The organism is Streptomyces sp. NPDC002776 (assembly GCF_053592195.1).
In genome coordinates this window covers 188,074-210,895 of record NZ_JBSFVG010000013.1, presented here as the reverse complement: position 1 = coordinate 210,895, position 22,822 = coordinate 188,074, and the positions used below count along the sequence as shown (strand labels likewise).

The following is a 22,822-nucleotide window of genomic DNA, read 5'->3' as shown; positions in this document are numbered from 1 at the left end:
TGACAAGAATGACAGGACTGCGTCGCCCCTGTCACCGAGAGGACACCGATGTCCCCGATGTCCCGCACTTCCCGGCTGTCCGCGCGGGACTGCGACCTCGACGCGTTCCGCACGCTCGTCGAGCGGACCACCGACCCCGCCGACTACCCGCACGCCGCCGCCGTCGAGCGCGAGGTGCCCGTCTACGAGGGGACGGCGCCCGAGGACGAGCTGGTCCGCGCCCTCACCGACGGCCCCGGCGTGGTGGTCTTCCGCGGCGCCTTCGACCGGGAGGCCGTCGACCGGGTCACCGCGGTGTTCGAGGCGCTGATCGCCGGGCAGCGTGCCTCGGGCACGAGCGCCGGCGACCACTTCGCGCGGCCCGGTGCCAACGACCGGGTCTGGAACGCGCTGGAGAAGGCCGCCCTGCACGACCCGGAGGCCTTCGCCGGCTACTACGCCAACGACATCCTGGCGCTGGTGTCGCGGGCCTGGCTCGGCCCCGGCTACCAGGTGACCTCGCAGGTCAACGTCGTCAACCCCGGCGGCGCCGCCCAGAGCGCGCACCGCGACTACCACCTGGGTTTCCTGCCGGACGAGACGGCGGCCGCCTACCCGGCGCACGTCCACCGCCTCTCCCCCGTGCTGACCCTCCAGGGCGCCGTCGCGCACGGTGACATGCCGGTGGAGTCGGGCCCGACGATGTACCTGCCGTACTCACAGACCTACGAACCGGGCTATCTGGCCTGGCGCCGCCCGGAGTTCCAGCGGTACTTCGACGCCCACCACGTGCAGCTCCCGCTCGCGAAGGGCGACGCGGCCTTCTTCAGCCCGGCCCTCTTCCACGCCGCCGGCACCAACCGCACCACGGACGTGAGGCGGACGGCCAATCTCCTGCAGGTGTCGTCCGCGTTCGGGCGGGCGATGGAGACGGTCGACCGGGAGGCGGTCGTCAACGCCGTGTACCCGGTGCTGCTCAGGCGCCGGAGCGAGGGCGCGGAAGTGGCACGGCTGGAGAACGTGATCGCCGCGAGCGCCGAGGGCTACCCCTTCCCCACGAACCTCGACCGCGACCCGCCCCTCGACGGACTCGCCCCGTCCTCGCAGGCGGACGTGGTGCGACGCGCGCTGCGGGAGGGATGGGCTCCGCAGGCGCTGCGGGACGAGCTGAGGGCCCGCGCCGAGCGGCGCCGGAGCTGAAAGGACCAGTAACGCCATGGGACTTCTCGACGACAAGGTGGTCCTCGTCAACGGCGGCACCCAGGGCGTCGGCGCCGCCGTCGCACGGGCCGCGGCCCGCGAGGGGGCGGTCGTGGCCGTCACGGGCCGGCGCCCTGAACCGGGCGAGGCACTGGTGGCGGAGCTGACGGCCGCCGGCGCCGAGGCGCTGTTCCTTCGGGCCGACCTGGCGGACGCCGAGCGGTCCAGGGGCGCCGTCGCCGAGGTCGTGGCGGCCCGGGGCCGGATCGACTGCCTGGTGAACGCGGCGGGGCTGACCTCCCGGGGCACCCTGCTGGACACCACGCCCGAGCTGTTCGACCAGCACATCGCCGTCAACCTCAGGGCGCCCTTCTTCGCCATGCAGGCCGCGGTCGCCGACATGGTGGCCCGCGGGGCGCCGGGCTCGATCGTCAACGTCATCACCTCCTCGGCGCACGGCGGACAGCCCTTCCTCGCGCCGTACGTCGCCGCCAAGGCCGGGTTGATCGGCCTGACCCGCAACGCCGCCCACGCGCACCGCTTCGACCGGATCCGGATCAACGGCCTGAATATCGGCTGGACCGAGACCGAGGGCGAGGACGCGACCCAGCGGACCTTCCACGGCGCCGGGGACGACTGGCGCGAACGGGCCGCCGCCCGGCTGCCGATGGGCAGGCTCGGCCGGCCCGACGAGATCGCCGACTTCGTGGTGTTCCTGCTCTCGGAGCGCTCCGGAGTGGTCACCGGATCGGTGATCGAGTGGGACCAGAACGTACTCGGCGGCCTCGACTGACCCCCTCACCCCAGGAGCTGCACCACCATGCGCATCGGAATCCTCGGCCTCGGCCGCATCGGCGCCTTCCACGCCGAGACCCTCTCCGGACTCGACGCCGTCGACTCCCTCGTCCTCACCGACCCCGTCGCGGACGCCGCCAAGTCCGCCGCCGAGCGGTTCGGCGGCGAGGTGGTGGACTCGCCCGAGGCCCTGCTGTCCGCCGGGGTGGACGGCATCGTCGTCGCGGCGGCCACGGACGCCCATCCCGCGCTGATCCTGGCCGGGGTGAAGGCAGGTGTCCCCGTCTTCTGCGAGAAGCCCGTCGCCCGCACCATGCCCGAGGGGGTACAGGTCCTGCGGGCCGTGGAGGGCGCGGGCGTGCCGATCCAGATCGGCTACAACCGCCGCTTCGACGCCGGTTTCGTCGCCGCGCGGGCCGCCGTGCGGGGCGGCGAGCTGGGCACGCTGCACACCGTGCGGTCGACCACGCTGGACCCGGCGCCGCCGCCCGCCGGGTACATCGCCGCCTCCGGGGGCATCTTCCGGGACTGCTCGGTCCACGACTTCGACATCATCCGCTGGGTGACGGGACGCGAGGTCAGCGAGGTGTACGCGGTGGGCGGCAACCGGGGCGCCGACTACATCGCGCGGGCGGGCGACGCCGACACCACGTCCGCGATCCTCACCCTGGGCGACGGCACCCTGGCGGTGGTCTCCAACTCCCGCCACAACGGCCGGGGTTACGACGTCCGGATGGAGCTGCACGGCTTCCGGGACTCCATCGCCGTCGGCCTGGAGGACAAGCTGCCGCTGCGCTCGGTCGAGCCGGGGACCGCCTTCCCCGCGGGCACCCCGCACGACTTCTTCATGGACCGCTTCGCCGCGGCCTACCGCGCCGAACTCACCGCGTTCACCGAGGTCGTGGCCGGCACCCGGACCTCCCCGTGCACGGTCGCGGACGCCCTGGAGGCCGGCTGGATCGCCGAGGCGTGCACCCGGTCACTGCACGAGCACCGCCCCGTCACCGTCGCGGAGATACGGCAGGCGTGAGCGGGCCGGGCGACGGCGGTCAGCCCTGGGAACCGCTGATGTTGACCATCCACGGCACGCCGAAGCGGTCGGTGCACATGCCGAAGACATCGCCCCACATCTGCTTCTCCAGCGGCACCGCCACCTGCCCGCCCTCGGACAGCTTCTCCCAGTAGCCACGCAGCTCGGCCTCGTCGTCGCCGCTCAGGCTCACGGAGAAGTTGTTCTCGGTGTGCTTCTCTGTCCCGGGCGGGTTGTCGGCGCCCATCAGGGTGAACCCGCCCGGGGTCTCCAGCATGCCGTGCATGATCTTGTCGGCCATGGGGGCGTCCGTCTGCCCGAGGTCGCCGTACGAATTGAGGTCCAGGGTGCCGCCGAAGACCTCCTGGTAGAACTCCATGGCCTGCCGGGCGTCGCCGGCGAAGGTGAGGTAGGGGTTGAGTCGCGAAGCCATCACAAGCCTCCCGGAGCGGGAACGGTCACTGCTGTGCACGCTAGCGCGCGGCACTGACAACGGCCCGCCGAGCGCCGCTCAGCCGTACAGCGCGGGCCGCTCGGCCAGCTCCACCGTCACCCGGCCGCCCTCGCGCAGCGCCCGGGTCCCCGCCTCGCAGACGGCGGCCGCCGCATAGCCGTCCCAGCTGCCCGGCCCGGTGACCTCGCCCCGCCGGGTGGCGTCGACCCAGGCCTGGATCTCCCGGTCGTAGGCGTCCGCGAATCGCTCGGTCCAGTCCTGGGCGATGCTGCCGCCCCAGCGGCCCGCCGCGGCGGTGACCAGGTCGTGGGCGTCACCGATGCGGGCGGTGCCGCCTTCGCAGACCACCTCGGCCTGCACCTGGTAGCCGAATCCGCAGTTGACGAAGATCTCCACGTCCGACAGCGCGCCGCCCGCGGTCTCCAGGACGACGAACTGCGGGTCGGCCAGCCCCTCGGGGGCGCCGGCGGAGGGCGCGGGGCGGTGCACCGTGACCGCCGTGATCTCGTGGCCGAGCAGCCAGCGCGTGACGTCCACCTCGTGGGCGACGGAGTCGGTGACGAGCATCTCGGAGGTGAAGAAGTCCGGGCTCGCGACATTGCGGTGCCGGTTGTGCAGCATCAGCGGACGGCCCAGGCGCCCGGTCTCCAGCAGCGCCTTGAGCCGCGCGTACTCGGGGTCGTAGCGGCGCATGAACCCGACCTGGACGCGGCGCCGGCCGAGGGCCTGTTCGGCCTCGACGAGGCGCAGCGCGGAGGCCGCGTCGGGGGTGAGGGGCTTCTCGCACAGCACGGGCAGGTCGTGCGCGAAGGCGGCCATGAGCGCGGCCTCGTGGGCCGGGCCGGGCGAGGCGACGAGGACGGCGTCGACGTCCGCCGACGCCATCGCCTCGGCGGGGTCGGTGTGCACGGCGCAGCCGCCGGCGCGGGCGGCCACGGCCTCGGCGCGCTCCGCGTCGACGTCCACCACGGCGGTGACGCGGGCCCCGCTGATCACTTCCTGGATACGGCGGACGTGGTCGGCGCCCATGCGGCCGGTACCGATGACGGCTACGCCGAGCGGTGCGTGCTCAGGCACCGCAGGACCTCAGGAACTTCCGGGTGCGCACCGCGATCGGCAGCGGCCGGTCCGGTGCGCAGGGGTACATGTCCTGCTCGACGATGGCGAACAGCTCGACCCCGAGCCGCTGCGCGGCCACCAGCACCGGTTCGAGGTCCGGGACCCCGGCGGGCGGTTCGCACATCACGCCGCGCTGTACGGCGGGCCCGAACGGGATCTCGTCGCGCACCACGTCCGCGAGGATCTCCGGGTCGACCTGCTTGAGGTGCAGATAGCCGATGCGCTCGCCATAGGTCTCGATCAGCTTGACGCTGTCGCCGCCGCAGTAGGCGTAGTGCCCGGTGTCCAGGCAGAGGTTGACCAGCTCGGCGTCGGTGGAGTCGAGGAAGCGCTCCACGTGGTCCTCGGTGTCGAGGTGGGTGTCGGCGTGCGGGTGGACGACGATGTCGAGGCCGTAGGCCTCCTTGACCTCGTGCCCGAGCCGTTCCATGCCCTTGGTGAGGTGGGCCCACTGCTCGCCGGTCAGCTCCGGCGGTTCCAGGATCTCGGCGGTCTTGTCGTCGCGCCAGAAGGAGGGGATGACCACGAGGTGGCGGGCGCCCATGGCCCGGGTGAGCGCGGCGACCTGGCTGACGTGTTCCCAGGTGGACTCCCACACGGACGGGCCGCGGTGCAGGCCGGTGAAGACCGTGCCGGCGGACACCGTGAGGTTCCGGCGGGCGACCTCGTCGGTGAGCCGGGCCGGGTCGGTGGGGAGATAGCCGTACGGGCCGAGCTCGATCCACTCGTATCCGGCCTCGGCGACCTCGTCCAGGAAGCGCTGCCAGGGCACCTGCCGGGGGTCGTCGGGGAACCACACGCCCCAGGAGTCGGGGGCCGAGCCGACCCGGATGCGGTCGAGTGCCGCCATGTTCACGCCTTTCCTTCGGGGGTGCCGGCCACCGGTGCGGTGAGGTCCGCCGCCTCGGGGAGCTTTTCGACGTCGACGCCCCGCACCTGGGACAGCTCGTGCTTGAGGGCGGCGAGTTCGGCGCCGCCGGCCATGTGGTTGGTGAGTTCCTCCAGGCTCACCCGGTCGCGGTCGGCGGACAGCTCCAGGGTGCCGAGCCGCAGCACGCTGAAGTGGTCGCCGACCATATAGGCGTGGTGGGGATTGTGGGTGATGAAGATGACGCCGAGGCCGCGGTCGCGGGCGGCGGCGATGTACTTGAGGACCACTCCGGACTGCTTGACGCCGAGGGCGGCGGTGGGCTCGTCCAGGATGAGGACGCGGGCGCCGAAGTGGACGGCGCGGGCGATGGCCACGCACTGGCGCTGGCCGCCGGAGAGGGTGCCGATGGGCTGTTCCAGGTCGTCGAGGACGATGCCCATCTCGCGCAGTTGGTGATCGGCGGTGCGTTTCATGGCGGCGATGTCGAGGCGGCGGACCGGCCAGGGGCCCTTGGTCAGCTCGGAGCCGAGGAAGAAGTTGCGCCAGACCGGCATCAGCGGGACGGTCGCCAGGTCCTGGTAGACGGTGGCGATACCGCGGTCGAGGGCCTCGCGGGGGGTGCTGAAGCGGACCGGTTCGCCGTCGACGAGGAACTCGCCCTCGGTGTGCTGGTGCAGACCCGAGACGATCTTGATGAGGGTGGACTTGCCGGCGCCGTTGTCGCCGAGCACGCAGGTCACCTTGCCGGGGTGGACGGCGAGGCTCACCCCGTGCAGGGCGCGGATGTTGCCGTAGGACTTGCCGGCGCCGCGCAGTTCGACGATCGGCCGGTCCTCCTCGGGGGCCGGGTCGGTGAGGATGGCTCCGTGCGGGGTCGTCATTGCGGTCACCTCCGGGTCGCCGTGCGGCGGACCCACAGATTGATGAGCGTGGCGCCGAGGAGCATCACGCCCAGGAACGCCTTGAACCAGTCCGGGTTCCAGCCGGCGTACACGATGCCCTGCTGGACCATGCCGAACATGAACGCGCCGAAGACCGGGCCGATCGCCGAGCCGTAGCCGCCGGTCAGCAGACAGCCGCCGATGACCGCCGCGGCGATGTAGATGAGCTCCTGGCCGACGCCTTCGCCGGACTGCACGGTGTTGAAGGAGAACAGCTGGTGCATGCCGACGAACCAGGCGCCGAAGCCGACCAGCATGAACAGCGAGATCTTGGTGAACGTCACCGGCACGCCGACGGCCCGGGCGGAATCCTTGCTGCCGCCGACGGCGAAGACCCAGTTGCCGTACTTGGTGCGCAGCAGCACCCAGGTGGCGAGCGCGGCGAAGACCAGCCACCACACGATGGTGATCTTCACCTGGACGCCGCCGACGTCGAAGGAGGACGCGAACAGGGCCTTGGCCTGGTCGAATCCGTCCATGGTGCTGATGTCGTCGGTGGCGACGTTGCCGGTGATCAGCTTGGTGACGGCGAGGTTCGCGCCCTGGAGGATCAGGAAGGTGCCGAGGGTCACCAGGAAGCTCGGCAGGCCGGTTCTGACCAGCATCCAGCCGTTGAAGAACCCGATCGCGAGCGACACGACCAGGGCCACGATCACCCCGACCCAGACGTTCATGGTCAGCTGGTAGCTGATCATGCTGGCGGTCAGCGCCGAGGCGATCACCGCGACACCGGCCGACAGGTCGAACTCGCCGCCGATCATCAGCAGGGCCACGGGCAGCGCCATGATCCCGATGGTCGACGACTGGTACAGGATGTTGGCCATCGAGCTGCCGTCGCGCACCGGCGGGGCGGTGACGAGGAAGAAGACCAGCACCGCCACGGCGCCCAGGAAGACGCCCACTTCGGGCCGGGCGAGGAGCCGGAGCGCGAGCGGGCGCTCGGCGGTCCGCCCGTCGCCGCCCTTGGGGCCGGGGGCCGGCGGTGAGGTCACCGCCGGCTCAGCCTGCTGGGTCATACCGATCACCGGGTGCCCTTCGCGGCGAACCCGGCTACCGCCTCGACATTGGACTTGTCGACGAAGGCCGGGCCGGTCAGCACCGGCTGCTCACCGCCGCCCATGTAGTTGCCGTTGTTCTTGTAGAGCCACAGCGAGTCGATGGCCAGGTAGCCCTGGAGGTAGGGCTGCTGGTCGACGGCGAACTCGATGGTGCCCTTGCTGATGGCTCCGGTCAGGTCCTTGTTGAGGTCGAAGGTGGCGACCTTGGCGGAGCTGCCCGACTCCGCCACGGACTGCGCCGCGGTGAGCGCGAAGGGGGCGCCGAGGGTGACCACGTGGTCGATGGCCTTGTCCTCGGCGAGTTTGGCGGTGATCGTCGACTTCACGGACGGCATGTCGGTGCCGTTGACGTTGAGCGTCTCGACCGTGCCGGAGAAGGTCTTCTCGACGCCGTCGCAGCGCTGGGTGAGGCCGATGTTGCCCTGTTCCTGGATGACGCAGACGGCCTTCTTGGCGCCGGCCTCGTTGAGCCGCTTGCCGAGCGCCTCGCCGGCGACCGTCTCGTCCTGGCCGAAGAACTCCATCAGGCCGAGTTCCTGCCACTCGCTGACACCGGAGTTGAGGCCGACGACGGGTATGTTCGCGGCCTTCGCCTTGGCTATGACGTCCTTGAGGGCGTCCGGCTTGGCGAGGGTGACGGCGATGCCGTCGACCTTCTGGTCGACGGCGTTCTGCACGAGGTTGGCCTGGACGCCCGCGCTGGGGTCGGCCGAGTAGATGAGCTTGATGTTGTCCTTGGCGGCGGCGGCCTCGGCACCCTTGCGGACGATGTCCCAGAAGGTGTCGCCCGGCGACTGGTGGGTGACCAGGGCGACGGTCATGCGCGGGGTGTCGGCCTTGCCCGCGGAGGCGCCGTCCGCGCTTTCCTCGGCCTTCTTGCCGCCGGAGCCGCTGGAGCAGCCTGCGAGGGTCAGTGCTGCCGCAGCGGCCAGGGCCACCAGGGAGGCCGTTCTGCGGGAGCGGGAGTGCGAAGAGCGGTCCATCTTTCCTGCACCTCACTGTGCGACGGGGGAACGACGGGAAAGAAACGCGGCTGGTGCGTTGGTCCCGGATCCAATCCCCTGATGGGCCCGCTGTCAATACTTTGTTAAGACATCATTTCACAAGCAGGTCCGAATGTAAGTACAAAGTAGGTCTGACAGCGGGTCCCCCTCCGGTCCAGGTCAGTGGGCGGCGTCCAGCCGGGCCCGCTGCTCCCCCGTCAGCTCCAGGTCCAGCGCCGCCAGGTTCTCCTCCAGCTGGGCCACCGAGGACGCCCCGGCCAGCGGGATCAGCGGCAGGTCGCCGCCGATCTGCCAGGCCAGGACGACCTGGTTGACGGTCGCGCCGGTCTCCCGGGCGACCTCCCGCAGCACCTGGAGGCGGGCCGGGGTGCCGGGGTGGTCGTAGTCCGCCGGCAGCGGCTTGTCCTCGCGGGTGTAGGCGCCGGCGAGCAGCGGTGAGTAGGCGACCAGGGCGAGGTCGGGCTCGGCGCGCAGGTAGCTCAGGAGCTCGGGCCCCGCGTGGCCGAGGCTGCCGTCGGGGAAGAGGTCGCTCGGCACGTCGAAGCGCGGGCGCAGCAGGCTGTGCTGGTACTGGAGCACCTGGTAGCCGGGCAGTCCGGCCGCGGCGGCCAGCGCGCGGGCCCGTTCCACCCGCCACACGGCGTGGTTGCTGACGCCCAGCAGTCCGACGGTGCCCTCGGCGACCAGCTCGGCGAACCCCTCCACGGTCTCGGCGAGCGGCACCTTCCGGTCCTCGATGTGGGCGTAGAGGAGGTCGATCTTCTCCACCCCGAGCCGTTCCCGGCTGCGTTCGGCGGCTTCCCGGATGACCTTCGCGGACAGGCCCTCCGGGTTGTCGACGTAGCCGGTGCCGGGGGCCAGGGGGCGGGCGCCGAGCTTGGTGGCGATGACGATCTCGTCACCGATTCCCCGGCTGCGCCGCCACCGGCCGAGCAGTTCCTCGCTCTGGCCGCCCTGGCCCCCGTCCGCCCAGAAGGCGTAGTTGTCGGACGTGTCGATGAAGTTCCCGCCGGCCTCGACATAGCGGTCGAGTACGGCGAAGGACGTCTCCTCGTCGGTGTACGAGCCGAACAGCATCGCGCCGAGCGCGAGGACGCTGACCTCGCGGCGGTGCAGCGGGTCGGTGCCGATGGTGCGGTACTTCATGCCGGGTTCCCTCCCGTGGGTGGTGTACGAGGGGGAGTCTTCAGCTTGAAGTGCACTTCAAGTCAAGCGCGTGGCCGCCTACTTGGCGAACGGGCCCTCCAGCGCCGCCCATTGGAGCAGCATGATCGTCTTGGCGTCGGCGATCTCCCCGCTTCGGATCATCTCCAGGGCCTGCCGGAAGGGCAGTTCGAGGATCTCGATGTCCTCGCCCTCCTCGCCCAGGCCGCCGCCCTCGTGGGTGCGGGTGGACGGCCCGTACTCGGCCGCGTAGAAGCTCACCCGTTCGGTGACCGAGCCGGGGCTCATATAGACGTCGAACACATGCTGTACGGCGCCGATGGTGTGGCCGGTCTCCTCCACCACCTCGCGCCGCACGGCGATCTCGGGATGCTCGTCGTCCTCGTCGAGCAGTCCGCCCGGGGTCTCCACGAGCATCCCGTCGGGGTGGCCGTTGACGTACACGGGGAAGCGGAACTGCCGGGTGAGCAGCACCGTTTCGCGTACGGCGTCGTACAGGAGCATCGTGGCGCCGTTGCCGCGGTCGTGGGTCTCGCGCTCCTGGCGGCTCCAGGTGCCGTCGGCGTGCCGGAAGTCGAAGGTCGTGGACCGCTCGACGTACCAGTGGCTGGAGAGCAGCTTCACGTCCCGCACCTTCACGCGCGGGTTGCCGGTCAGGTCCCGGCCGGCCCGGTCGAGGCCGGTGCGGCCGCGGCGGTCGGGGGTGTCGATGCCGGGCACGGAGGAAGAGGTCATGGTCCGCTTCTATCATCGCGCGGCGGTCTCAGCCCTCGGCGCCCGTGCGCAGCGCGGCCAGCACATCGGCGTCGGTGAGCTGCGCGAAGTCGTCGTACCAGAGCCCGACGGCCATGAAGTCGGCCGGCCGGTGCGGGCAGATGACCTCGTCGGCCTCCCGGCTCATCAGGTGCACGCCCTCGGGCGAGCCGACCGGCACCGCCAGCAGCACGCGCGCGGGCGACCGGCCCCGGATCCAGCGCAGCGCGGCCCGGGCGGTGGCGCCGGTGGCGAGTCCGTCGTCGACCACGATCACGGTCCGCCCGCGCAGGTCGAGGGCGGAGCGGCCGTGCCGGTACAGCTCCTCGCGGCGGTGCAGTTCCGCGCGCTCACGGGCCACCACCGGTTCCAGCGCGGCCCGGGTGAGACCGAGCCGGTTCAGGGACCGGCCGTCGAAGACGGGGGGATCGTCACCGCAGATCGCGCCGACACCGAGCTCCTCCTGGAAGGGCGCGCCGATCTTGCGCGCGACCAGCACGTCGAGCGGGGCGTCCAGCGCGCGGGCCACTTCCTGGGCCACGGTCACCCCGCCCCGGGGAAGCGCGAGGACGACGGGATCCTGCTCGTGCCGGCCGCGCAGCTCCCGGGCCAGCTCCCGTCCGGCGTGCCCACGATCACGGAACAGCGTCATGATCGTCACCCCATTCCCGTGCCGCGCGCTCCGCGTACCCGGGACGGGGGACGTTATACAAAAGAGGGCTTTACGCGCTCTCGCCCGACGCGCAGGGATCGGGCGGCTCCGGTCGCCCGCCACTCACCAGGAGGGCGTTGAACTGCGCGCCCGCCAGCAGCACGACATGGGAGACCCACAGCCACACCAGGAACACCACTCCGCCCGCCAGGGAGCCGTAGAGACGGTTGTACGACGCGATGTGCGACGCGTAGAAGGCGAAGCCCGCCGAGGCCAGCAGCCAGAGCAGCACCGCCAGTGTTCCGCCGGGCAGGGTCTGCCGCAGTCCGCGGGTCTCCGGCGGCCCGGACCGGAAGAGGAGCAGGACCAGGGCGACGACCACCGTGAACAGCAGCGGCCACTTCAACCCGGCCCACACGAGGGCGGCCTGATGGTCCGTTCCCGTGCCCTGGCCGATGGCTCGGGCGATCCACTCGGCGGCCGTCAGCGTCAGCACCCCGCTGACCAGCAGGGCGAGCACGGTCAACGCCCTGAGGAGGGTGGCGGGGAACGCCCGCCACACCGGGCGGCAGTCGGCGACGCCGTGCATCGCGTGCAGCGCCCGCCGGAAGACGGCCAGGTAACTGGAGGCGGACCACAGCGCGGCTCCGCCGGTCACCACGAGCAGCAGCCAGCGGCCCGACGAGCCCCCCGGCGGGCTGCTCAGCGCCTGCTCGAGGATCGGACGGGCCGCCTCCGGCACGAAGACGGCCAGTTGCGCGACGACCTCCTGAGGGGAGTCCGCGCCGAGCAGCGCGATGGAGAAGACCACCACCAGCAGGGCCGGGAAGACGGCCAGCACCGCGTAGTACGTCAGCGCCGCCGCCCAGTCGGTGAGGTCGTCCTCCCAGACGGCGACCGGTGTACGGGCCATGGCCCTGGCGTACGTCCCGTGCTCGCGCCGACCCGACGCCGAGCCGCTCGCGGGTACACCGATCGTCATGACACCACCGCTCCGTTCAGAGCTTGCCGCCCTGGCCGCCACCGCCCCGAGAGGGGCCGGCGAGTTGCCTGTCAGGTGCCCCGTCAGGGCGGTGTCACGCCAGCGAGCCACAGCGGTGTCACCGCGCGTGCTTGCCCTTCGCCTGCTTCGCCTTCCCCTTCCGCGCCTTGGCCTTCTCGGGAGCCGGGCCGGCTGCTCCGGAGTCGGCCGCATGGCCGCGCTGCGCCTCCCGGCCGACGGGAGCCGCCGGCGTACCGTCGTCGATCGCCGCGTCCTCGGCGCCGGTGCGCGCAGGAGATCGCGGCGCTGATGCGGAGGAGGAGGCGGCGTCGGCTACGGCTGCGGCCGCGGCCGACGGGGAGGCCGACGGGGACGGGCTCGGCCGGTCCCCGCCCGGTGCGGCCGGCTCGGTCGTGGCGGGGCGGGGCGGACCGGCCGCGGCGTTCTCCGCCTCGGCGGCCGGTCCGCCCACCGAACCGGCCAGTCCGACGCCGAGGACGGTCAGGGCCGCTCCGGCGGTCAGCAGCATCCGGCCGCCCCGGCGCGCGGCGGGACGGCCGGAAGGAGATCGCGCCGGTACGGGCCCGCCGGTGGCGGGGGCGGCGGCCTCGACCCCGGCGACCCGCAGTCCCGCGCCCGAGCCGTGCGACCGCAGCGTGTCCGGGTTCCCCTCGTCGGCGTCGTCCCCACCGCTCACGGGCACGGCCCCGAGCACGGAGGGTCCCGCGGGCGCGTCGGCCGCTCCCGCGAGTCCCTCGGACGCGAAGGCGGCCAGCGCGCGCCCACAGGCCGGGGCGTCGGGCCGGCGGCTCTCGTCCGCGTCGGTCATGGCTTCCAGCAGTTCGGCGAGCGCCGCCGGTATGTCCGGCGGCATGACCGGGGGCCGGTGCAGACGGGCGATCGCGGCCTCCAGCGGCGCCCCGTCGTACTCCAGTTCCCCCTTGATGCACTCGATGAGCACCAGTCCCAGGCTGTAGATGTCCGCTGCCGGCCCGGCGCCCCGGCCCAGCACCTGCTCCGGGGCCATGTAGGCGGCGGTCCCCACCAGGGCGCCGGTGACGGTGTGGGCCGTGGTGCCGAGCAGCCGGGAGATGCCGAAGTCCGTGAGGTGGGGTGCGCCCTCCTCGTCCAGCAGGATGTTCGCGGGCTTGACGTCGCGGTGGACGACTCCGGCCCGGTGCACATGCGCCAGCGCCGAGGCCAGCGCGGCGCCGATCCGGCATGCCGCGGCGGGCGCCAGCGGGGCCTCGGTGATCCGCCGGCGCAGCGTCGTGCCCCTGACCAGTTCCATCACCAGGTAGGGCGTCGCGTCGTCCCGCCCGCAGTCGTACACGGTGATCAGGCCGGGGTGCTGCAACTGGGCGAGCAGCCGGCCCTCGCTGTCGAACCGTTCCTCCGTGTCGGCGGCCCCGTCCGGACGGAAGACCTTCACCGCGACCGGCCGCCGCAGGCGCAGGTCCATGCCTTCGTACACGTCGGCCGCGCCGCCGCGGCCCAGCAGGTCGTCGAGCCGGTAACGTCCGGCCACCACCTGGGCGGTGAGCCGGAGGTCCGGTCGGATCGGCCACGAGCGGACTTTCATCACTGCGCTCCCTGCGTCCTGTCGTCATCTGCCGTCGTCCGCCCGCCCACGTGTGCTGCCGATGGCCGTGTGTTGCGAGCACCGTGTGCACGTGTGCCCCCTCAGCTGCCGGGCATCCCCTCCGCGTCGCACCCGATCTCACCGGCGGGGGTTCGGCGTCGTTTCGGCATGATGGAGTCATGCGGACTCGACCGGTGCTCGTCTTCGACGGTGACTGCGGCTTCTGTACGTCGTCCGTGTCCTTCGTCGAACGCCGCCTCCGTCCCGACTGCGACACCGTCCCCTGGCAGTTCGCGGATCTGGCGGCGCTGGGCGTGACGCCGGAGCGCGCCGCACACGAAGCCCTGTGGGTGACCCCGACGGGCCGGGTGTATGGCGGTGCCCGCGCGGTGGCGAAGATCCTGCTGCGCACGGGCGGGGGCTGGGCGCCGCTCGGAGCCCTGCTCATGCTGCCCCCGGTGCGGTGGGTCACCCACGCCGTCTACCGGCTGGTGGCGGACAACCGGCACCGGATGCCGGGCGGGACGGCGGCGTGCGCGGCACCGGCGCCGCGTCGAAGCTGACCGGAGCCGGGCGGTGGCTCCTCGCCGGAGGGGGTAGGTGATGCAGCACACGATCATCGCGTCTGCGAAGGAGACGAGCATGACCGACGACGCCTACCTGTTCCTCGTGGACGACCCGGCGACCCCGCTGGGCGCATCCGTCGCCGCTGTCGGCGACCTGGCGTGCCTGGAGACGCCCGCCGTGCACGCCTGGCTCGGCGCGCACGAGGTGACCGCCGCCTCCGCGGGCGTCCGGCTGCTGCCGCCGGAGGAGACGGGCGCCATCCCCGACGGGGCCGAGAGGCTGCCCGTTCCGTTGAGTGACGAGGAACTCGACCGGCTCCGCCTGGCGCTGGCACCGGCTGCCCTCGCCCGCGTGGAGGAGGAGCTGCTGGCCTATCGCGACTGCGCGGGCGAGCGGGACGCCCTGCTGGCGCGGGCCGCGGCCGCCGGGGTTCCGCCGCACCGCATCGTCGAACTCACCGGCGAGGACCCCCGGACCGTGGCATCGGCGACGCGGCGGGACGGCGGGGGCGCCGCATGACGCCCGAGGAGACCCGGAGCAGGCTTCGGGAGCTGGAGGACCGGCTCGGCGAGCGCACCCCGGCGCCGATCGAGGGCCAGACCCGCATCCCCCTCCCCCGGCCCACCTCGGCGGACGACAAGGACGAGGGGGACGGCGGTGTCGGGGAGTGATGGAGGTCTCGGGGGGTGACGGGGGGTGACCGGATCCGGTCCGCAAACGATCGAGGAGCCGCCGCAGATTGCTCTGCGACGGCTCCTCGACCTGCGACTCTCACAAGTCGGGACGACAGGATTTGAACCTGCGACCCCTTGACCCCCAGTCAAGTGCGCTACCAAGCTGCGCCACGTCCCGGTGCGCTCACCCACGGTGACCTGTGTGATCGCGCGAACAGCACTTTACCGCACACCCTAGGGCGGCTTCGAAGGGGGCACCGGGCGCGGCACAATCGGCGTATGGGCAGCACATCGTCGGGTCGGGAAGCCGGGGCACGGGACCGGGACAACGAGGGGCGGGCACGCAACGCGCGGCCCCGGGACGGGCTCGGGCGGCCCCTGCCGTACGGAGCGAGCGGAGTGGACCGGCAGCCCGAGGGCGTCGTGCGCACCCCCGAGCAGACCGTCGCCGAGGCGCAGGAGCTGCTGGACGCGGGGCGGCCGTTCCACGCGCACGAGGTCTTCGAGGACGCGTGGAAGTCGGGCCCGGACCGGGAGCGCGGTCTGTGGCGGGGGCTGGCCCAGCTCGCGGTGGGCCTGACGCACTCGGCCCGCGGGAACGTCACCGGGGGCGCCCGGCTGCTCCGGCGCGGGGCCGGCGCGGTCGACGAGTGGGCGGCCGGCACCGGGCTGCGGCGGCCGTACGGGATGGACCTGGCGGGGGTGACCGCCTGGGCGCGGGAGCTGGCGGCGACCGTGGAGGCGCGGTCGGCGCCGGTCGACGCGGGCCGGTGCGCGCCGACGCTGCGCGGGGCGCGGTAGGTCCTGCCGCTCGGATCAGCCCGTGCGGCGAATCCCGTAGGGACGACGCGGTGTCGGCGCTGTCCGTGGGGTGCGGCAGACTCGGGGGGTGCGAAAGATTCATGTCATCGGTATCGGCGCGGGCGACCCCGACCAGTTGACCCTCCAGGCGGTCCGGGCGCTGCGGAGCACGGACGTGTTCTTCGTCCTGGACAAGGGCGAGGTGAAGTCGGACCTCACCCGGCTGCGCCGGGACATGCTGGACGCACATGTGCCGCCGGGGACGTACCGCGTGGTCGAGGCGCGCGACCCGGAGCGGGACCGCTCGGCCGGCGGGTCCGCCTACTCCCCCGCCGTCGGCGACTGGCGCAGTGCCCGCGCCGGCATCTACGAGCGGCTGATCACCGAGGAGCTCGGCGCGGACGAGACCGGGGCGTTCCTGGTCTGGGGCGATCCGGCGCTCTACGACAGCACGCTGGGGATCCTGGAGGAGGTGCTGCGCAAGGGCGCGGTGACCTTCGTGTACGACGTCATCCCCGGCATCAGCAGTGTCTCCGCGCTCGTCGCCCGCCATCGGACCGGGCTCAACCGGGTCGCCCGTCCCGTGCAGATCACCACCGGGCGGCGCCTCGCCGAGGGGTTCCCCGAGGGCGTGGACGACGTGGTGGTGATGCTCGACGCGCACCAGACCTTCCGGCAGTACGCCGACCAGGACATCGACATCTACTGGGGCGCCTACATAGGCACCCCGGACGAGATCCTCGCCTCCGGCCCGATCGCCGAGGCGGCGCCGCGGATCGAGCGGCTGCGCGCCGAGGCCCGCGAGCGCAAGGGCTGGATCATGGACACGTATCTGCTGCGCCGCAACCCGGAGCACGGCCCGGACCACACCTAGGGCCCGTCCCGCGTGCGGGGGCAACCGCCCGGTGTGATCGTGTCCTCGTGACCATCGCCGAGGAAACCGCGCGTCCGCCCGCCGCAGAGCCTCCCGTGCTGGACAAGCGCCGGCGCAACGTCGTCTTCGTCACGATCATGCTGGGCATGCTGCTGGCCGCCCTGGACCAGACGATCGTCGGCACCGCGCTGCCCACGATCGTGTCGGACCTCGGCGGTGCCGCGCACATGTCGTGGGTGGTGACGTCGTACCTCCTCGCCGAGACCGTCGCGACCGTGCTGGTGGGCAAGTTCGGCGACATGTTCGGCCGCAAGGTGGTCTTCCAGGTCTCGGCGATCGTGTTCATCACGGGCTCGTTCCTGTGCGGCCTCGCCGACAACATGACGCTGCTGATCATGTGGCGGGCGATGCAGGGCGTCGGCGCGGGCGGGCTCATGGTCACCTCGATGGCGCTGATCGCCGATGTGATCCCGCTGCGCGAGCGCGGCAAGTACCAGGGCGCGATCGGCGCCGTGTTCGGGGTGGCCACGGTCGTTGGGCCGCTGCTGGGCGGCCTGTTCACCGACCATCTCTCCTGGCGCTGGGCCTTCTACGTCAACGTCCCCATCGCGATCGTCGTCGTCATCGCCGCCGCCCGCACCATTCCGGTGGTGAAGTCGGCCGCCCGGCCGGTCATCGACTATCTGGGCATCGCGTTCGTCGCGATCGGCGCCAGCGCGCTGATCCTGGCGACGAGTTGGGGCGGCAACGAGTACGCGTGGGGCTCGGGCGTCATCATCGGCCTGTTCGTCGGCGGGGTGCTCGCCCTCGGGCTCTTCTGCTGGGTGGAGACCCGCGCGGCCGAACCGATGCTGCCCATGCGACTGTTCGGCAACCCGGTCTTCACGGTCTGCTCGGTCCTCAGCTTCATCGTCGGCTTCGCCATGCTGGGCGCGCTGACCTATCTGCCGACGTATCTGCAGTACGTGGACGGCGACTCCGCCACCGTCTCCGGCGTGCGGACGCTGCCGATGGTGGCCGGACTGCTGATCGCGTCGGTCTTCAGCGGCAACGTCGTCAGCAAGACCGGCAGATACCGGATCTTCCCGATCATCGGTTCCCTGGTCATGGGCGTCGGGCTGTATCTGATGTCCCTGATGGGGCCGTCCACCGGGGCCTGGCTGGAGTCGCTGTACATGTTCGTGCTCGGCACCGGCATCGGCCTGTGCATGCAGGTGCTGACGATCGCGGTGCAGAACACCGTGGAGTACGCCGATCTCGGCACCGCGACCTCGGGCGTGACCTTCTTCCGTACGCTCGGCAGCTCCTTCGGTACGGCCGTCTTCGGCACGATCTACACCAACAGCCTCACGCCCCACCTGCGGGAGGGAGTCGAGGCCGCCGCCCGGACCGGGGAGGTGGACCCGGCGACCGTCGCCCGGGCGGCGACCAGTCCCGAGGGCGTGCACGAGCTGCCGCCGGCGGTCGCGGGGCCCATCGTCGACGCCTACGCCGACACCCTCCAGACGGTGTTCCTGTGGACGGTGCCGGTCGCGGCGCTCGGTTTCCTCGTCGCCCTGTTCCTCAAGCAGGTCCAGCTGCGGGACAGTGCCCGGATGGGGTCGACGGACATGGGCGAGGGGTTCGCGCAGCCGCGCGGCGCCGACTCGCAGCGGGTGCTGGAAGCCTCCGTCATGAAGATCATCGGCAGTACCGATCTGGACACCGCACGCGAGCTGGTGCGGTCCTCCGACACCCGTCTCGACGTGGCCGGTGCCTGGGCGGTGATGCAGGTGGAGCTGCTGACCCGGATGGTCGGCCACGCGAGCCTGGGGCTGATCGCCGCCCGCCGCCATGTGCCGCCCGAGGTACTGCTGCCGGTCTTCGACCGGATGGTCGAGGAGGGCTATCTGACCCGCGACGGCTCCCTGCTCTCGCACACCCGGGCGGGCGCCCGTGAGGCCGAGGTGATCAGCCGTTCCTGGGCCGTCTGGCTGGAGGAGCGGGTGGAGCGGGACATCGGCCGCCCCTCGGGCACGGATCTGCGCGCCGCCGTAGACACGATCGCCAAGCGGCTGCTCCTGGAGGACCTGAGCAGCGGCATGCCGGCCCGGCTGAGGGAACCGGCGACGGCGGCCGCCCGCTGAAAGCCGATTGCCCCGCGGCACCGGTCACCGTCATGATCGGGCCATGTCTCCCGCACCGGTCCGCTTCCACGATCCCGGCACGGGCGGGTACGGCTACCGCGACTCGGTGCTGGTCCGCTGCCCGGGCTGCGACCGCGTCGCCCACTTCGAGTCGGCCAGGGTGATCTGCCGGTCCTGCGGCCGGTGCGGCCCCGTCGCACAGGGCACCTGGCCGGCGCTGTGGCTCCGGGCGGAGACCCGGCACGGTGAGCTGTGGGCGTACAGCCTGGAACACCTGGACCTGATCCGCCGGTTCGTCGCGGCGGATCTGCGCGAGCGGGCGCCCTGGTACGAGCACGGCCGGAAGATGACCGTCGTGGCGAGGCTCCCCGCCTGGGTCAAGAGCGCCAAGAACCGTACCGAGGTGCTGCGCGTCATCGACCGGATGCGGCGCTCGGTCATCGAGGGCTGAGACCCAGCCGTTCCAGTACGCCCGCCACGTCCGGCACCGCCACGACGTCCTCGGGCAGCGGCGGACGCCGTACGACCACCACGGGGAGCGCGAGGTGCCGGGCGGCCGTGAGTTTCGCCGCCGTCGCCTGCCCGCCGCTGTCCTTGGTCACCAGGACGTCGACACAGTGGCCCAGCAGCAGGGCCGTCTCGTCGGCCACGGTGAACGGGCCGCGGGCCAGCAGGACTTCGGTGCGCGGCGGCAGCGGCGGCTCGGGCGGCTCCACGGACCGTACGACGAAGTGCAGGTCCGTCAGCCGGGCGAAGGCCGCGAGGCCGAGGCGGCCCGTGGTCAGGAAGACCCGGCGGCCCAGGCTCGGCAGCAGTTCGGCGGCCGCGTCCAGGGAGGCGACCGGATGCCAGCGGTCCTGCGGGCCGGGCTGCCAGCCGGGGCGGCGCAGCACGACCGCCGGTACTCCGGTCGCCGCGGCGGCGCGGGCGGCGTTCGCCGTGATCGACGCGGCGAAGGGGTGGGTGGCGTCGACAAGGGCGTCCACGCGCTCCTCGCGCAGCCACTGCGCGAGCCCGTCCGCACCGCCGAACCCTCCGATGCGGACCTCGCCGGTGACGGTGCCGGGCCGCTTGACGCGGCCCGCGAGCGAGGTGGTCACCCGGACACCGGGCAGCGCGGTGAGCACGGCGGCGAGTTCACGGGCCTCCGTGGTGCCGCCGAGGATGAGGACATGCGGGGCCATGGGGTGAGCCTACGGCCGCCCGCTCAGGGCAGCAGGAGCTGGACGCCGCCCACCACGGTCGCCGCGATGACGAGGTGCTCGAAGAGTCGCTGGTCGATCCGGTTCACAGCCCATTTGCCGAGGAGCGCGCCCGGCACCACGAACCCCACGAGCGCGGCGTCCAGCAGCAGCGAGCGCCTGTCGATGAGGCCGAGCCCGACGCTGAACGGCACCTTGGAGACGTTGACGATCAGGAAGAAGAAGGCCGAGGTGCCCAGGAACCCGAGCTTCCGGAAGCCCGCCGAGAGCAGGTACATCGCCATCACCGGGCCACCGGCGTTGGCGACCATGGTGGTGAACCCGCCGAGGACGCCGTAGGAGCGGGCCTTGATCCGGCCGCCGCGGGTCACCACCGCGTCCGGGTCCCGCTCGGCGTCGGCGGTCCTGCGCCGCCACACCGTCACGGCGGCCATCAGCAGCAGGATCGCGCCGATCGACGTCCGGACGATCCCGTCGTCGGCCCACATCAGGAACACCGTGCCCGCGACCACTCCGCCCGCGACCGCGGGGAACAGCCGCCACAGCGTGGGCCAGTGCGCGTGCCGCCGGTAGGTGAGCACGGCGAGCAGGTCCCCGGCGATCAGCACCGGAAGCAGGACGCCCGTGGAGGCACGGGCGGGCAGCACCGCGGCGAAGACCGCCAGGCTGACCGTGTTGGCCCCGCTCACGGCGGTCTTGGAGAAGCCGACGAGCAGCGCCGCGAAGGCGAGCGCGACGAACTCCCAGCCGGTGAGGTGCCACAGCGTCATCGTGTCCATGCGAAGACCGATGCTATGCACATCCAACCAGCACGTCAGCAGGCGCCTCACCGGTCGGCGAACGCATCCCGCCAGGTATCGCCCGGCAAGCGGTCAGGTGCCGGCAGGCCCTAGTGGCGCTCGACCAGCACCGCGCTCCCCTGCCCCACCCCGACGCACATCGTGGCCAGGCCGCGCTCCGCACCCGTGCGGCGCATGCGGTGCAGCAGGGTCGTCAGGATGCGGGCGCCCGAGCAGCCCAGGGGATGGCCGAGAGCGATCGCGCCGCCCGTCGGATTGACCAGCTCCGGATCGATCCCGAGGCGGTCGACACAGGCCAGCGCCTGCGCCGCGAACGCCTCGTTGAACTCGGCCTCCTGGATGTCCGCCACGCTCCACCGCGCCCGCGCGAGCACCTTCTGCGTGGCCGGAACCGGCCCGATCCCCATCACATCCGGATGCACACCCGCGGACGCGCCGCCCGCGTACCGTCCGAGCGATTCGAGACCGAGTTCGTTCAGGGCCTCCTCGCTGACGAGGAGCAGCCCCGCGGCACCGTCGTTCATCGGCGAGGCGTTCCCCGCGGTGACCGTGCCGCCCTCCCGGAAGACGGGCTTGAGCCGCGCGAGTTTCTCCACCGAGGTGTCCTCGCGCACGCACTCGTCGCTGTCGACGACCACCCCGTCGGGCCGCTCGACCGGCAGCAGTTCGTCGTCGAAGTGGCCGTTCTTGCGGGCCTCGGCGGCCAGCCGGTGGCTGCGCAGCGCGAACTCGTCCTGCCGCTCGCGCGAGACGCCGTGGCGCGAGGCGACCTCCTCCGCGGTCTCCCCCATGGACAGCAGCCCGTGGAGGTCCTTCATCGCCGGGTTGACCAGCCGCCAGCCGAGCCGGGTGTCGACGGTCTCGATGCGGTGTGCAAGGGCCTCGTCGGGCCGGGCCAGGACGAAGGGCGCGCGGCTCATCGACTCGGATCCGCCCGCGAGCACGATGTCGGCCTCGCCCGCGGCGATGGTGCGGGCGGCGGTGGTCACGGCCTCCAGACCGGACGCGCACAGCCGGTTCACGGTCGCGCCGGGCACCGACTCGGGCAGCCCGGCGAGCAGCGCGGCCATGCGGGCGACGTTGCGGTTGTCCTCGCCGGACTGGTTGGCGGCGCCCCAGTACACGTCGTCGATGCGCGCCGGGTCGAGCGCGGGCACGTCGGCGACCAGCCCGCGGATCACGGTCGCGGCGAGGTCGTCGGGACGTACGCAGGACAGGGCTCCGCGCAATTTGCCGATGGGGGTGCGGCGGGCGGCCGCGAAGTGGACGGGACGCACGAGAAGGACTCCTGACCGACAGCGACTCTCTTAATTAGCACCGCTAGTTTTTGACTATAGACCGCCGCCCCTCCCCCTGGGAAGAACCCCGGCCGACGGCGGAACGCCGCGTTTGCACGAGTACACCCCGGGCACCCGCGCCTCATGGAGTGGTTGCGGAGAGCAGCCTGCGCAGGGGAGGACCCCGAGTTGTTCTTTCCCGTGGGCCTACGCGGGCCGGCGCTGCGGGAGACCGCGGCGGCCAAGCGCGTGTGCGCCCGCTGCCCGGTGATCACCCAGTGTCTGGCCTTCGCGCTGCACAGCGGCCAGGCAGCGGGTGTGTGGGGCGGAACCTGCGAGGAGGAGCGCGCCGTACTGCTCCGGACGTCAAGGCAGCACGCCGAGAGGAGAAGCACCCTATGACCGTGGTGAAGAGCACTCTGCCCGACAAGGAACGCCGCATCGCCGGTGACGCCCTCCAGGACACGCTGGTCGACCTGCTGGGTCTGTCACTGATCGGCAAGCAGGCGCACTGGAACGTCGTCGGACCGAGGTTCCGCTCGATCCACCTGCAGCTGGACGAGGTCGTCCTGGCCGCCCGCGAGCACGCCGACACCGTCGCCGAACGCGCCGCCGCGATCGGCGTCTCCCCCGACGGCCGCCCGGAGACCGTCGCCGCATCCCTCGGCCTGCCCAGCGCGGATGAGGGCTGGCTGCGCGACACCGAGGTCGTCAAGCTGATGGTGGCCGCGCTGGAATCGGCCATCGGCCGGCTGCGCGCCCGTATCGATGCCACCGAGAAGGCGGATCCCGTCACCCAGGACCTGCTCATCAGCGTCACCGGCGACCTGGAGAAGCAGCGCTGGATGTTCGACGCCGAGAACTGGCCCCGGGACGAGTAGGCGCACGGCTGAGCAAGAGGGCGAGTGAAAGGGGCT

At 72.2% G+C, this 22,822-nt stretch carries 26 protein-coding genes and 1 tRNA gene; 12 read left to right on the top strand and 15 right to left on the bottom strand.

From position 1 onward, the window contains the following. Positions 1 to 57: 57 nt before the first annotated feature. From ACWD11_RS25590 to ACWD11_RS25580, 3 genes are read left to right on the top strand one after another with little or no spacing between them, the layout of a single operon-like run. Positions 58 to 1,179 carry a phytanoyl-CoA dioxygenase family protein gene (locus ACWD11_RS25590; protein WP_451285739.1) on the top strand — a complete coding sequence of 374 codons (1,122 nt, stop codon included), beginning with the start codon at positions 58 to 60 and terminating at the stop codon, positions 1,177 to 1,179. Between the two features lie 16 nt (positions 1,180 to 1,195). Beyond that, entirely contained in the window at positions 1,196 to 1,972 is a 777-nt protein-coding gene (locus tag ACWD11_RS25585) for an SDR family oxidoreductase (RefSeq protein ID WP_451285737.1), read from the top strand. A gap of 27 nt (positions 1,973 to 1,999) precedes the next feature. Beyond that, the gene (locus tag ACWD11_RS25580; RefSeq protein ID WP_451285735.1) at positions 2,000 to 3,004 is read left to right on the top strand and encodes a Gfo/Idh/MocA family protein; all 1,005 of its coding nucleotides are present in this window, start codon (positions 2,000 to 2,002) and stop codon (positions 3,002 to 3,004) included. 19 nt (positions 3,005 to 3,023) lie between these two features. On the opposite strand, the gene ACWD11_RS25575 is transcribed toward ACWD11_RS25580, so the two are convergent. The 11 genes from ACWD11_RS25575 to ACWD11_RS25525 all read right to left on the bottom strand — a co-directional run bounded on the left by ACWD11_RS25575 (position 3,024) and on the right by ACWD11_RS25525 (position 13,584). Next, positions 3,024 to 3,437, bottom strand: coding sequence for a VOC family protein (locus ACWD11_RS25575; RefSeq protein ID WP_389419030.1), 414 nt, complete (start codon positions 3,435 to 3,437; stop codon positions 3,024 to 3,026). Between the two features lie 78 nt (positions 3,438 to 3,515). Continuing rightward, the gene (locus ACWD11_RS25570; protein WP_451285733.1) at positions 3,516 to 4,535 is read right to left on the bottom strand and encodes a Gfo/Idh/MocA family protein; all 1,020 of its coding nucleotides are present in this window, start codon (positions 4,533 to 4,535) and stop codon (positions 3,516 to 3,518) included. Beyond that, positions 4,528 to 5,427: a sugar phosphate isomerase/epimerase family protein gene (locus tag ACWD11_RS25565; protein WP_389419032.1), complete on the bottom strand. Its 900-nt coding sequence runs from the start codon at positions 5,425 to 5,427 to the stop codon at positions 4,528 to 4,530. The genes ACWD11_RS25570 and ACWD11_RS25565 overlap by 8 nt, the downstream gene beginning before the upstream one ends. Before the next feature lie 2 nt (positions 5,428 to 5,429). Next, positions 5,430 to 6,329, bottom strand: coding sequence for an ATP-binding cassette domain-containing protein (locus ACWD11_RS25560; RefSeq protein ID WP_451285731.1), 900 nt, complete (start codon positions 6,327 to 6,329; stop codon positions 5,430 to 5,432). 5 nt (positions 6,330 to 6,334) lie between these two features. Next, on the bottom strand, positions 6,335 to 7,411 hold the full coding sequence (locus ACWD11_RS25555) for an ABC transporter permease (protein WP_451285775.1): 1,077 nt from the start codon (positions 7,409 to 7,411) through the stop codon (positions 6,335 to 6,337). Beyond that, the gene (locus ACWD11_RS25550; protein WP_389419034.1) at positions 7,411 to 8,430 is read right to left on the bottom strand and encodes a sugar ABC transporter substrate-binding protein; all 1,020 of its coding nucleotides are present in this window, start codon (positions 8,428 to 8,430) and stop codon (positions 7,411 to 7,413) included. Before ACWD11_RS25550 ends, ACWD11_RS25555 begins: the two co-directional genes overlap by 1 nt. A 180-nt stretch (positions 8,431 to 8,610) precedes the next feature. After that, positions 8,611 to 9,597 carry an aldo/keto reductase gene (locus ACWD11_RS25545; protein WP_451285729.1) on the bottom strand — a complete coding sequence of 329 codons (987 nt, stop codon included), beginning with the start codon at positions 9,595 to 9,597 and terminating at the stop codon, positions 8,611 to 8,613. Between the two features lie 78 nt (positions 9,598 to 9,675). Beyond that, entirely contained in the window at positions 9,676 to 10,350 is a 675-nt protein-coding gene (locus tag ACWD11_RS25540; protein WP_451285727.1) for an NUDIX domain-containing protein, read from the bottom strand. A 28-nt stretch (positions 10,351 to 10,378) separates the two neighbouring features. Further along, the gene (locus ACWD11_RS25535) at positions 10,379 to 11,020 is read right to left on the bottom strand and encodes a phosphoribosyltransferase (RefSeq protein WP_451285725.1); all 642 of its coding nucleotides are present in this window, start codon (positions 11,018 to 11,020) and stop codon (positions 10,379 to 10,381) included. Between the two features lie 70 nt (positions 11,021 to 11,090). Further along, positions 11,091 to 12,002 carry a YihY/virulence factor BrkB family protein gene (locus tag ACWD11_RS25530; protein ID WP_451285723.1) on the bottom strand — a complete coding sequence of 304 codons (912 nt, stop codon included), beginning with the start codon at positions 12,000 to 12,002 and terminating at the stop codon, positions 11,091 to 11,093. A gap of 118 nt (positions 12,003 to 12,120) precedes the next feature. Beyond that, positions 12,121 to 13,584: a serine/threonine-protein kinase gene (locus ACWD11_RS25525; RefSeq protein WP_451285721.1), complete on the bottom strand. Its 1,464-nt coding sequence runs from the start codon at positions 13,582 to 13,584 to the stop codon at positions 12,121 to 12,123. A 179-nt stretch (positions 13,585 to 13,763) separates the two neighbouring features. On the opposite strand from ACWD11_RS25525, the gene ACWD11_RS25520 reads away from it, so the two are divergent. The 3 genes from ACWD11_RS25520 (at position 13,764) to ACWD11_RS25510 (ending at position 14,822) form a co-directional block, all read left to right on the top strand. Then, a complete protein-coding gene (locus ACWD11_RS25520) occupies positions 13,764 to 14,147 on the top strand; it encodes a thiol-disulfide oxidoreductase DCC family protein (RefSeq protein ID WP_389419040.1) in 384 nt (127 codons plus the stop codon). Positions 14,148 to 14,226: 79 nt separating this feature from the next. After that, the gene (locus ACWD11_RS25515) at positions 14,227 to 14,670 is read left to right on the top strand and encodes a DUF6003 family protein (protein WP_389419041.1); all 444 of its coding nucleotides are present in this window, start codon (positions 14,227 to 14,229) and stop codon (positions 14,668 to 14,670) included. Beyond that, on the top strand, positions 14,667 to 14,822 hold the full coding sequence (locus tag ACWD11_RS25510) for a hypothetical protein (protein ID WP_451285719.1): 156 nt from the start codon (positions 14,667 to 14,669) through the stop codon (positions 14,820 to 14,822). The genes ACWD11_RS25515 and ACWD11_RS25510 overlap by 4 nt, the downstream gene beginning before the upstream one ends. A gap of 107 nt (positions 14,823 to 14,929) precedes the next feature. Here the strand turns inward: ACWD11_RS25510 and ACWD11_RS25505 are convergent. Further along, a tRNA-Pro gene (locus ACWD11_RS25505) sits at positions 14,930 to 15,003 on the bottom strand. Between the two features lie 101 nt (positions 15,004 to 15,104). Here ACWD11_RS25505 and ACWD11_RS25500 point away from each other — a divergent pair. The 4 genes from ACWD11_RS25500 to ACWD11_RS25485 all read left to right on the top strand — a co-directional run bounded on the left by ACWD11_RS25500 (position 15,105) and on the right by ACWD11_RS25485 (position 19,077). Next, positions 15,105 to 15,626 (top strand): DUF309 domain-containing protein, encoded by a 522-nt coding sequence (locus ACWD11_RS25500; protein WP_451285717.1) that lies wholly within the window; start codon positions 15,105 to 15,107, stop codon positions 15,624 to 15,626. An 88-nt stretch (positions 15,627 to 15,714) separates the two neighbouring features. Continuing rightward, on the top strand, positions 15,715 to 16,500 hold the full coding sequence (gene cobF / locus ACWD11_RS25495) for a precorrin-6A synthase (deacetylating) (RefSeq protein WP_451285715.1): 786 nt from the start codon (positions 15,715 to 15,717) through the stop codon (positions 16,498 to 16,500). 47 nt (positions 16,501 to 16,547) lie between these two features. After that, a complete protein-coding gene (locus ACWD11_RS25490) occupies positions 16,548 to 18,626 on the top strand; it encodes an MDR family MFS transporter (protein ID WP_389419045.1) in 2,079 nt (692 codons plus the stop codon). Positions 18,627 to 18,669: 43 nt separating this feature from the next. Beyond that, complete coding sequence (locus ACWD11_RS25485) at positions 18,670 to 19,077, top strand: hypothetical protein (protein WP_389419046.1); 408 nt, start codon at positions 18,670 to 18,672, stop codon at positions 19,075 to 19,077. Here ACWD11_RS25485 and ACWD11_RS25480 read toward each other — a convergent pair. From ACWD11_RS25480 to ACWD11_RS25470, 3 genes are all read right to left on the bottom strand, one after another. Continuing rightward, the gene (locus ACWD11_RS25480) at positions 19,064 to 19,810 is read right to left on the bottom strand and encodes a cobalt-precorrin-6A reductase (protein WP_451285713.1); all 747 of its coding nucleotides are present in this window, start codon (positions 19,808 to 19,810) and stop codon (positions 19,064 to 19,066) included. The two genes, ACWD11_RS25485 and ACWD11_RS25480, sit on opposite strands and share 14 nt — an antisense overlap. Before the next feature lie 23 nt (positions 19,811 to 19,833). Further along, on the bottom strand, positions 19,834 to 20,607 hold the full coding sequence (locus ACWD11_RS25475) for a sulfite exporter TauE/SafE family protein (protein WP_389419048.1): 774 nt from the start codon (positions 20,605 to 20,607) through the stop codon (positions 19,834 to 19,836). Between the two features lie 110 nt (positions 20,608 to 20,717). Beyond that, a complete protein-coding gene (locus tag ACWD11_RS25470) occupies positions 20,718 to 21,905 on the bottom strand; it encodes a thiolase family protein (protein ID WP_389419049.1) in 1,188 nt (395 codons plus the stop codon). Positions 21,906 to 22,049: 144 nt separating this feature from the next. Here ACWD11_RS25470 and ACWD11_RS25465 point away from each other — a divergent pair, with 144 nt between their 5' ends. Further along, positions 22,050 to 22,307 carry a WhiB family transcriptional regulator gene (locus ACWD11_RS25465; protein WP_451285711.1) on the top strand — a complete coding sequence of 86 codons (258 nt, stop codon included), beginning with the start codon at positions 22,050 to 22,052 and terminating at the stop codon, positions 22,305 to 22,307. Next, entirely contained in the window at positions 22,304 to 22,786 is a 483-nt protein-coding gene (locus ACWD11_RS25460) for a Dps family protein (RefSeq protein WP_451285709.1), read from the top strand. Before ACWD11_RS25465 ends, ACWD11_RS25460 begins: the two co-directional genes overlap by 4 nt. The last annotated feature ends 36 nt before the right edge of the window (positions 22,787 to 22,822 follow it).

What these genes read in the sequence shown, in the direction of transcription:
- ACWD11_RS25590 (WP_451285739.1), top strand. Translation starts at nt 58, where the DNA reads ATGTCCCGCACTTCCCGGCTGTCCGCGCGGGACTGCGACCTCGACGCG.
- ACWD11_RS25585 (WP_451285737.1), top strand. Translation starts at nt 1,196, where the DNA reads ATGGGACTTCTCGACGACAAGGTGGTCCTCGTCAACGGCGGCACCCAG.
- ACWD11_RS25580 (WP_451285735.1), top strand. Translation starts at nt 2,000, where the DNA reads ATGCGCATCGGAATCCTCGGCCTCGGCCGCATCGGCGCCTTCCACGCC.
- ACWD11_RS25575 (WP_389419030.1), bottom strand. Translation starts at nt 3,437, where the DNA reads ATGGCTTCGCGACTCAACCCCTACCTCACCTTCGCCGGCGACGCCCGG.
- ACWD11_RS25565 (WP_389419032.1), bottom strand. Translation starts at nt 5,427, where the DNA reads ATGGCGGCACTCGACCGCATCCGGGTCGGCTCGGCCCCCGACTCCTGG.
- ACWD11_RS25560 (WP_451285731.1), bottom strand. Translation starts at nt 6,329, where the DNA reads ATGACGACCCCGCACGGAGCCATCCTCACCGACCCGGCCCCCGAGGAG.
- ACWD11_RS25550 (WP_389419034.1), bottom strand. Translation starts at nt 8,430, where the DNA reads ATGGACCGCTCTTCGCACTCCCGCTCCCGCAGAACGGCCTCCCTGGTG.
- ACWD11_RS25545 (WP_451285729.1), bottom strand. Translation starts at nt 9,597, where the DNA reads ATGAAGTACCGCACCATCGGCACCGACCCGCTGCACCGCCGCGAGGTC.
- ACWD11_RS25540 (WP_451285727.1), bottom strand. Translation starts at nt 10,350, where the DNA reads ATGACCTCTTCCTCCGTGCCCGGCATCGACACCCCCGACCGCCGCGGC.
- ACWD11_RS25535 (WP_451285725.1), bottom strand. Translation starts at nt 11,020, where the DNA reads ATGACGCTGTTCCGTGATCGTGGGCACGCCGGACGGGAGCTGGCCCGG.
- ACWD11_RS25530 (WP_451285723.1), bottom strand. Translation starts at nt 12,002, where the DNA reads ATGACGATCGGTGTACCCGCGAGCGGCTCGGCGTCGGGTCGGCGCGAG.
- ACWD11_RS25525 (WP_451285721.1), bottom strand. Translation starts at nt 13,584, where the DNA reads ATGAAAGTCCGCTCGTGGCCGATCCGACCGGACCTCCGGCTCACCGCC.
- ACWD11_RS25520 (WP_389419040.1), top strand. Translation starts at nt 13,764, where the DNA reads ATGCGGACTCGACCGGTGCTCGTCTTCGACGGTGACTGCGGCTTCTGT.
- ACWD11_RS25515 (WP_389419041.1), top strand. Translation starts at nt 14,227, where the DNA reads ATGACCGACGACGCCTACCTGTTCCTCGTGGACGACCCGGCGACCCCG.
- ACWD11_RS25510 (WP_451285719.1), top strand. Translation starts at nt 14,667, where the DNA reads ATGACGCCCGAGGAGACCCGGAGCAGGCTTCGGGAGCTGGAGGACCGG.
- ACWD11_RS25500 (WP_451285717.1), top strand. Translation starts at nt 15,105, where the DNA reads ATGGGCAGCACATCGTCGGGTCGGGAAGCCGGGGCACGGGACCGGGAC.
- ACWD11_RS25485 (WP_389419046.1), top strand. Translation starts at nt 18,670, where the DNA reads ATGTCTCCCGCACCGGTCCGCTTCCACGATCCCGGCACGGGCGGGTAC.
- ACWD11_RS25480 (WP_451285713.1), bottom strand. Translation starts at nt 19,810, where the DNA reads ATGGCCCCGCATGTCCTCATCCTCGGCGGCACCACGGAGGCCCGTGAA.
- ACWD11_RS25475 (WP_389419048.1), bottom strand. Translation starts at nt 20,607, where the DNA reads ATGGACACGATGACGCTGTGGCACCTCACCGGCTGGGAGTTCGTCGCG.
- ACWD11_RS25465 (WP_451285711.1), top strand. Translation starts at nt 22,050, where the DNA reads ATGGAGTGGTTGCGGAGAGCAGCCTGCGCAGGGGAGGACCCCGAGTTG.
- ACWD11_RS25460 (WP_451285709.1), top strand. Translation starts at nt 22,304, where the DNA reads ATGACCGTGGTGAAGAGCACTCTGCCCGACAAGGAACGCCGCATCGCC.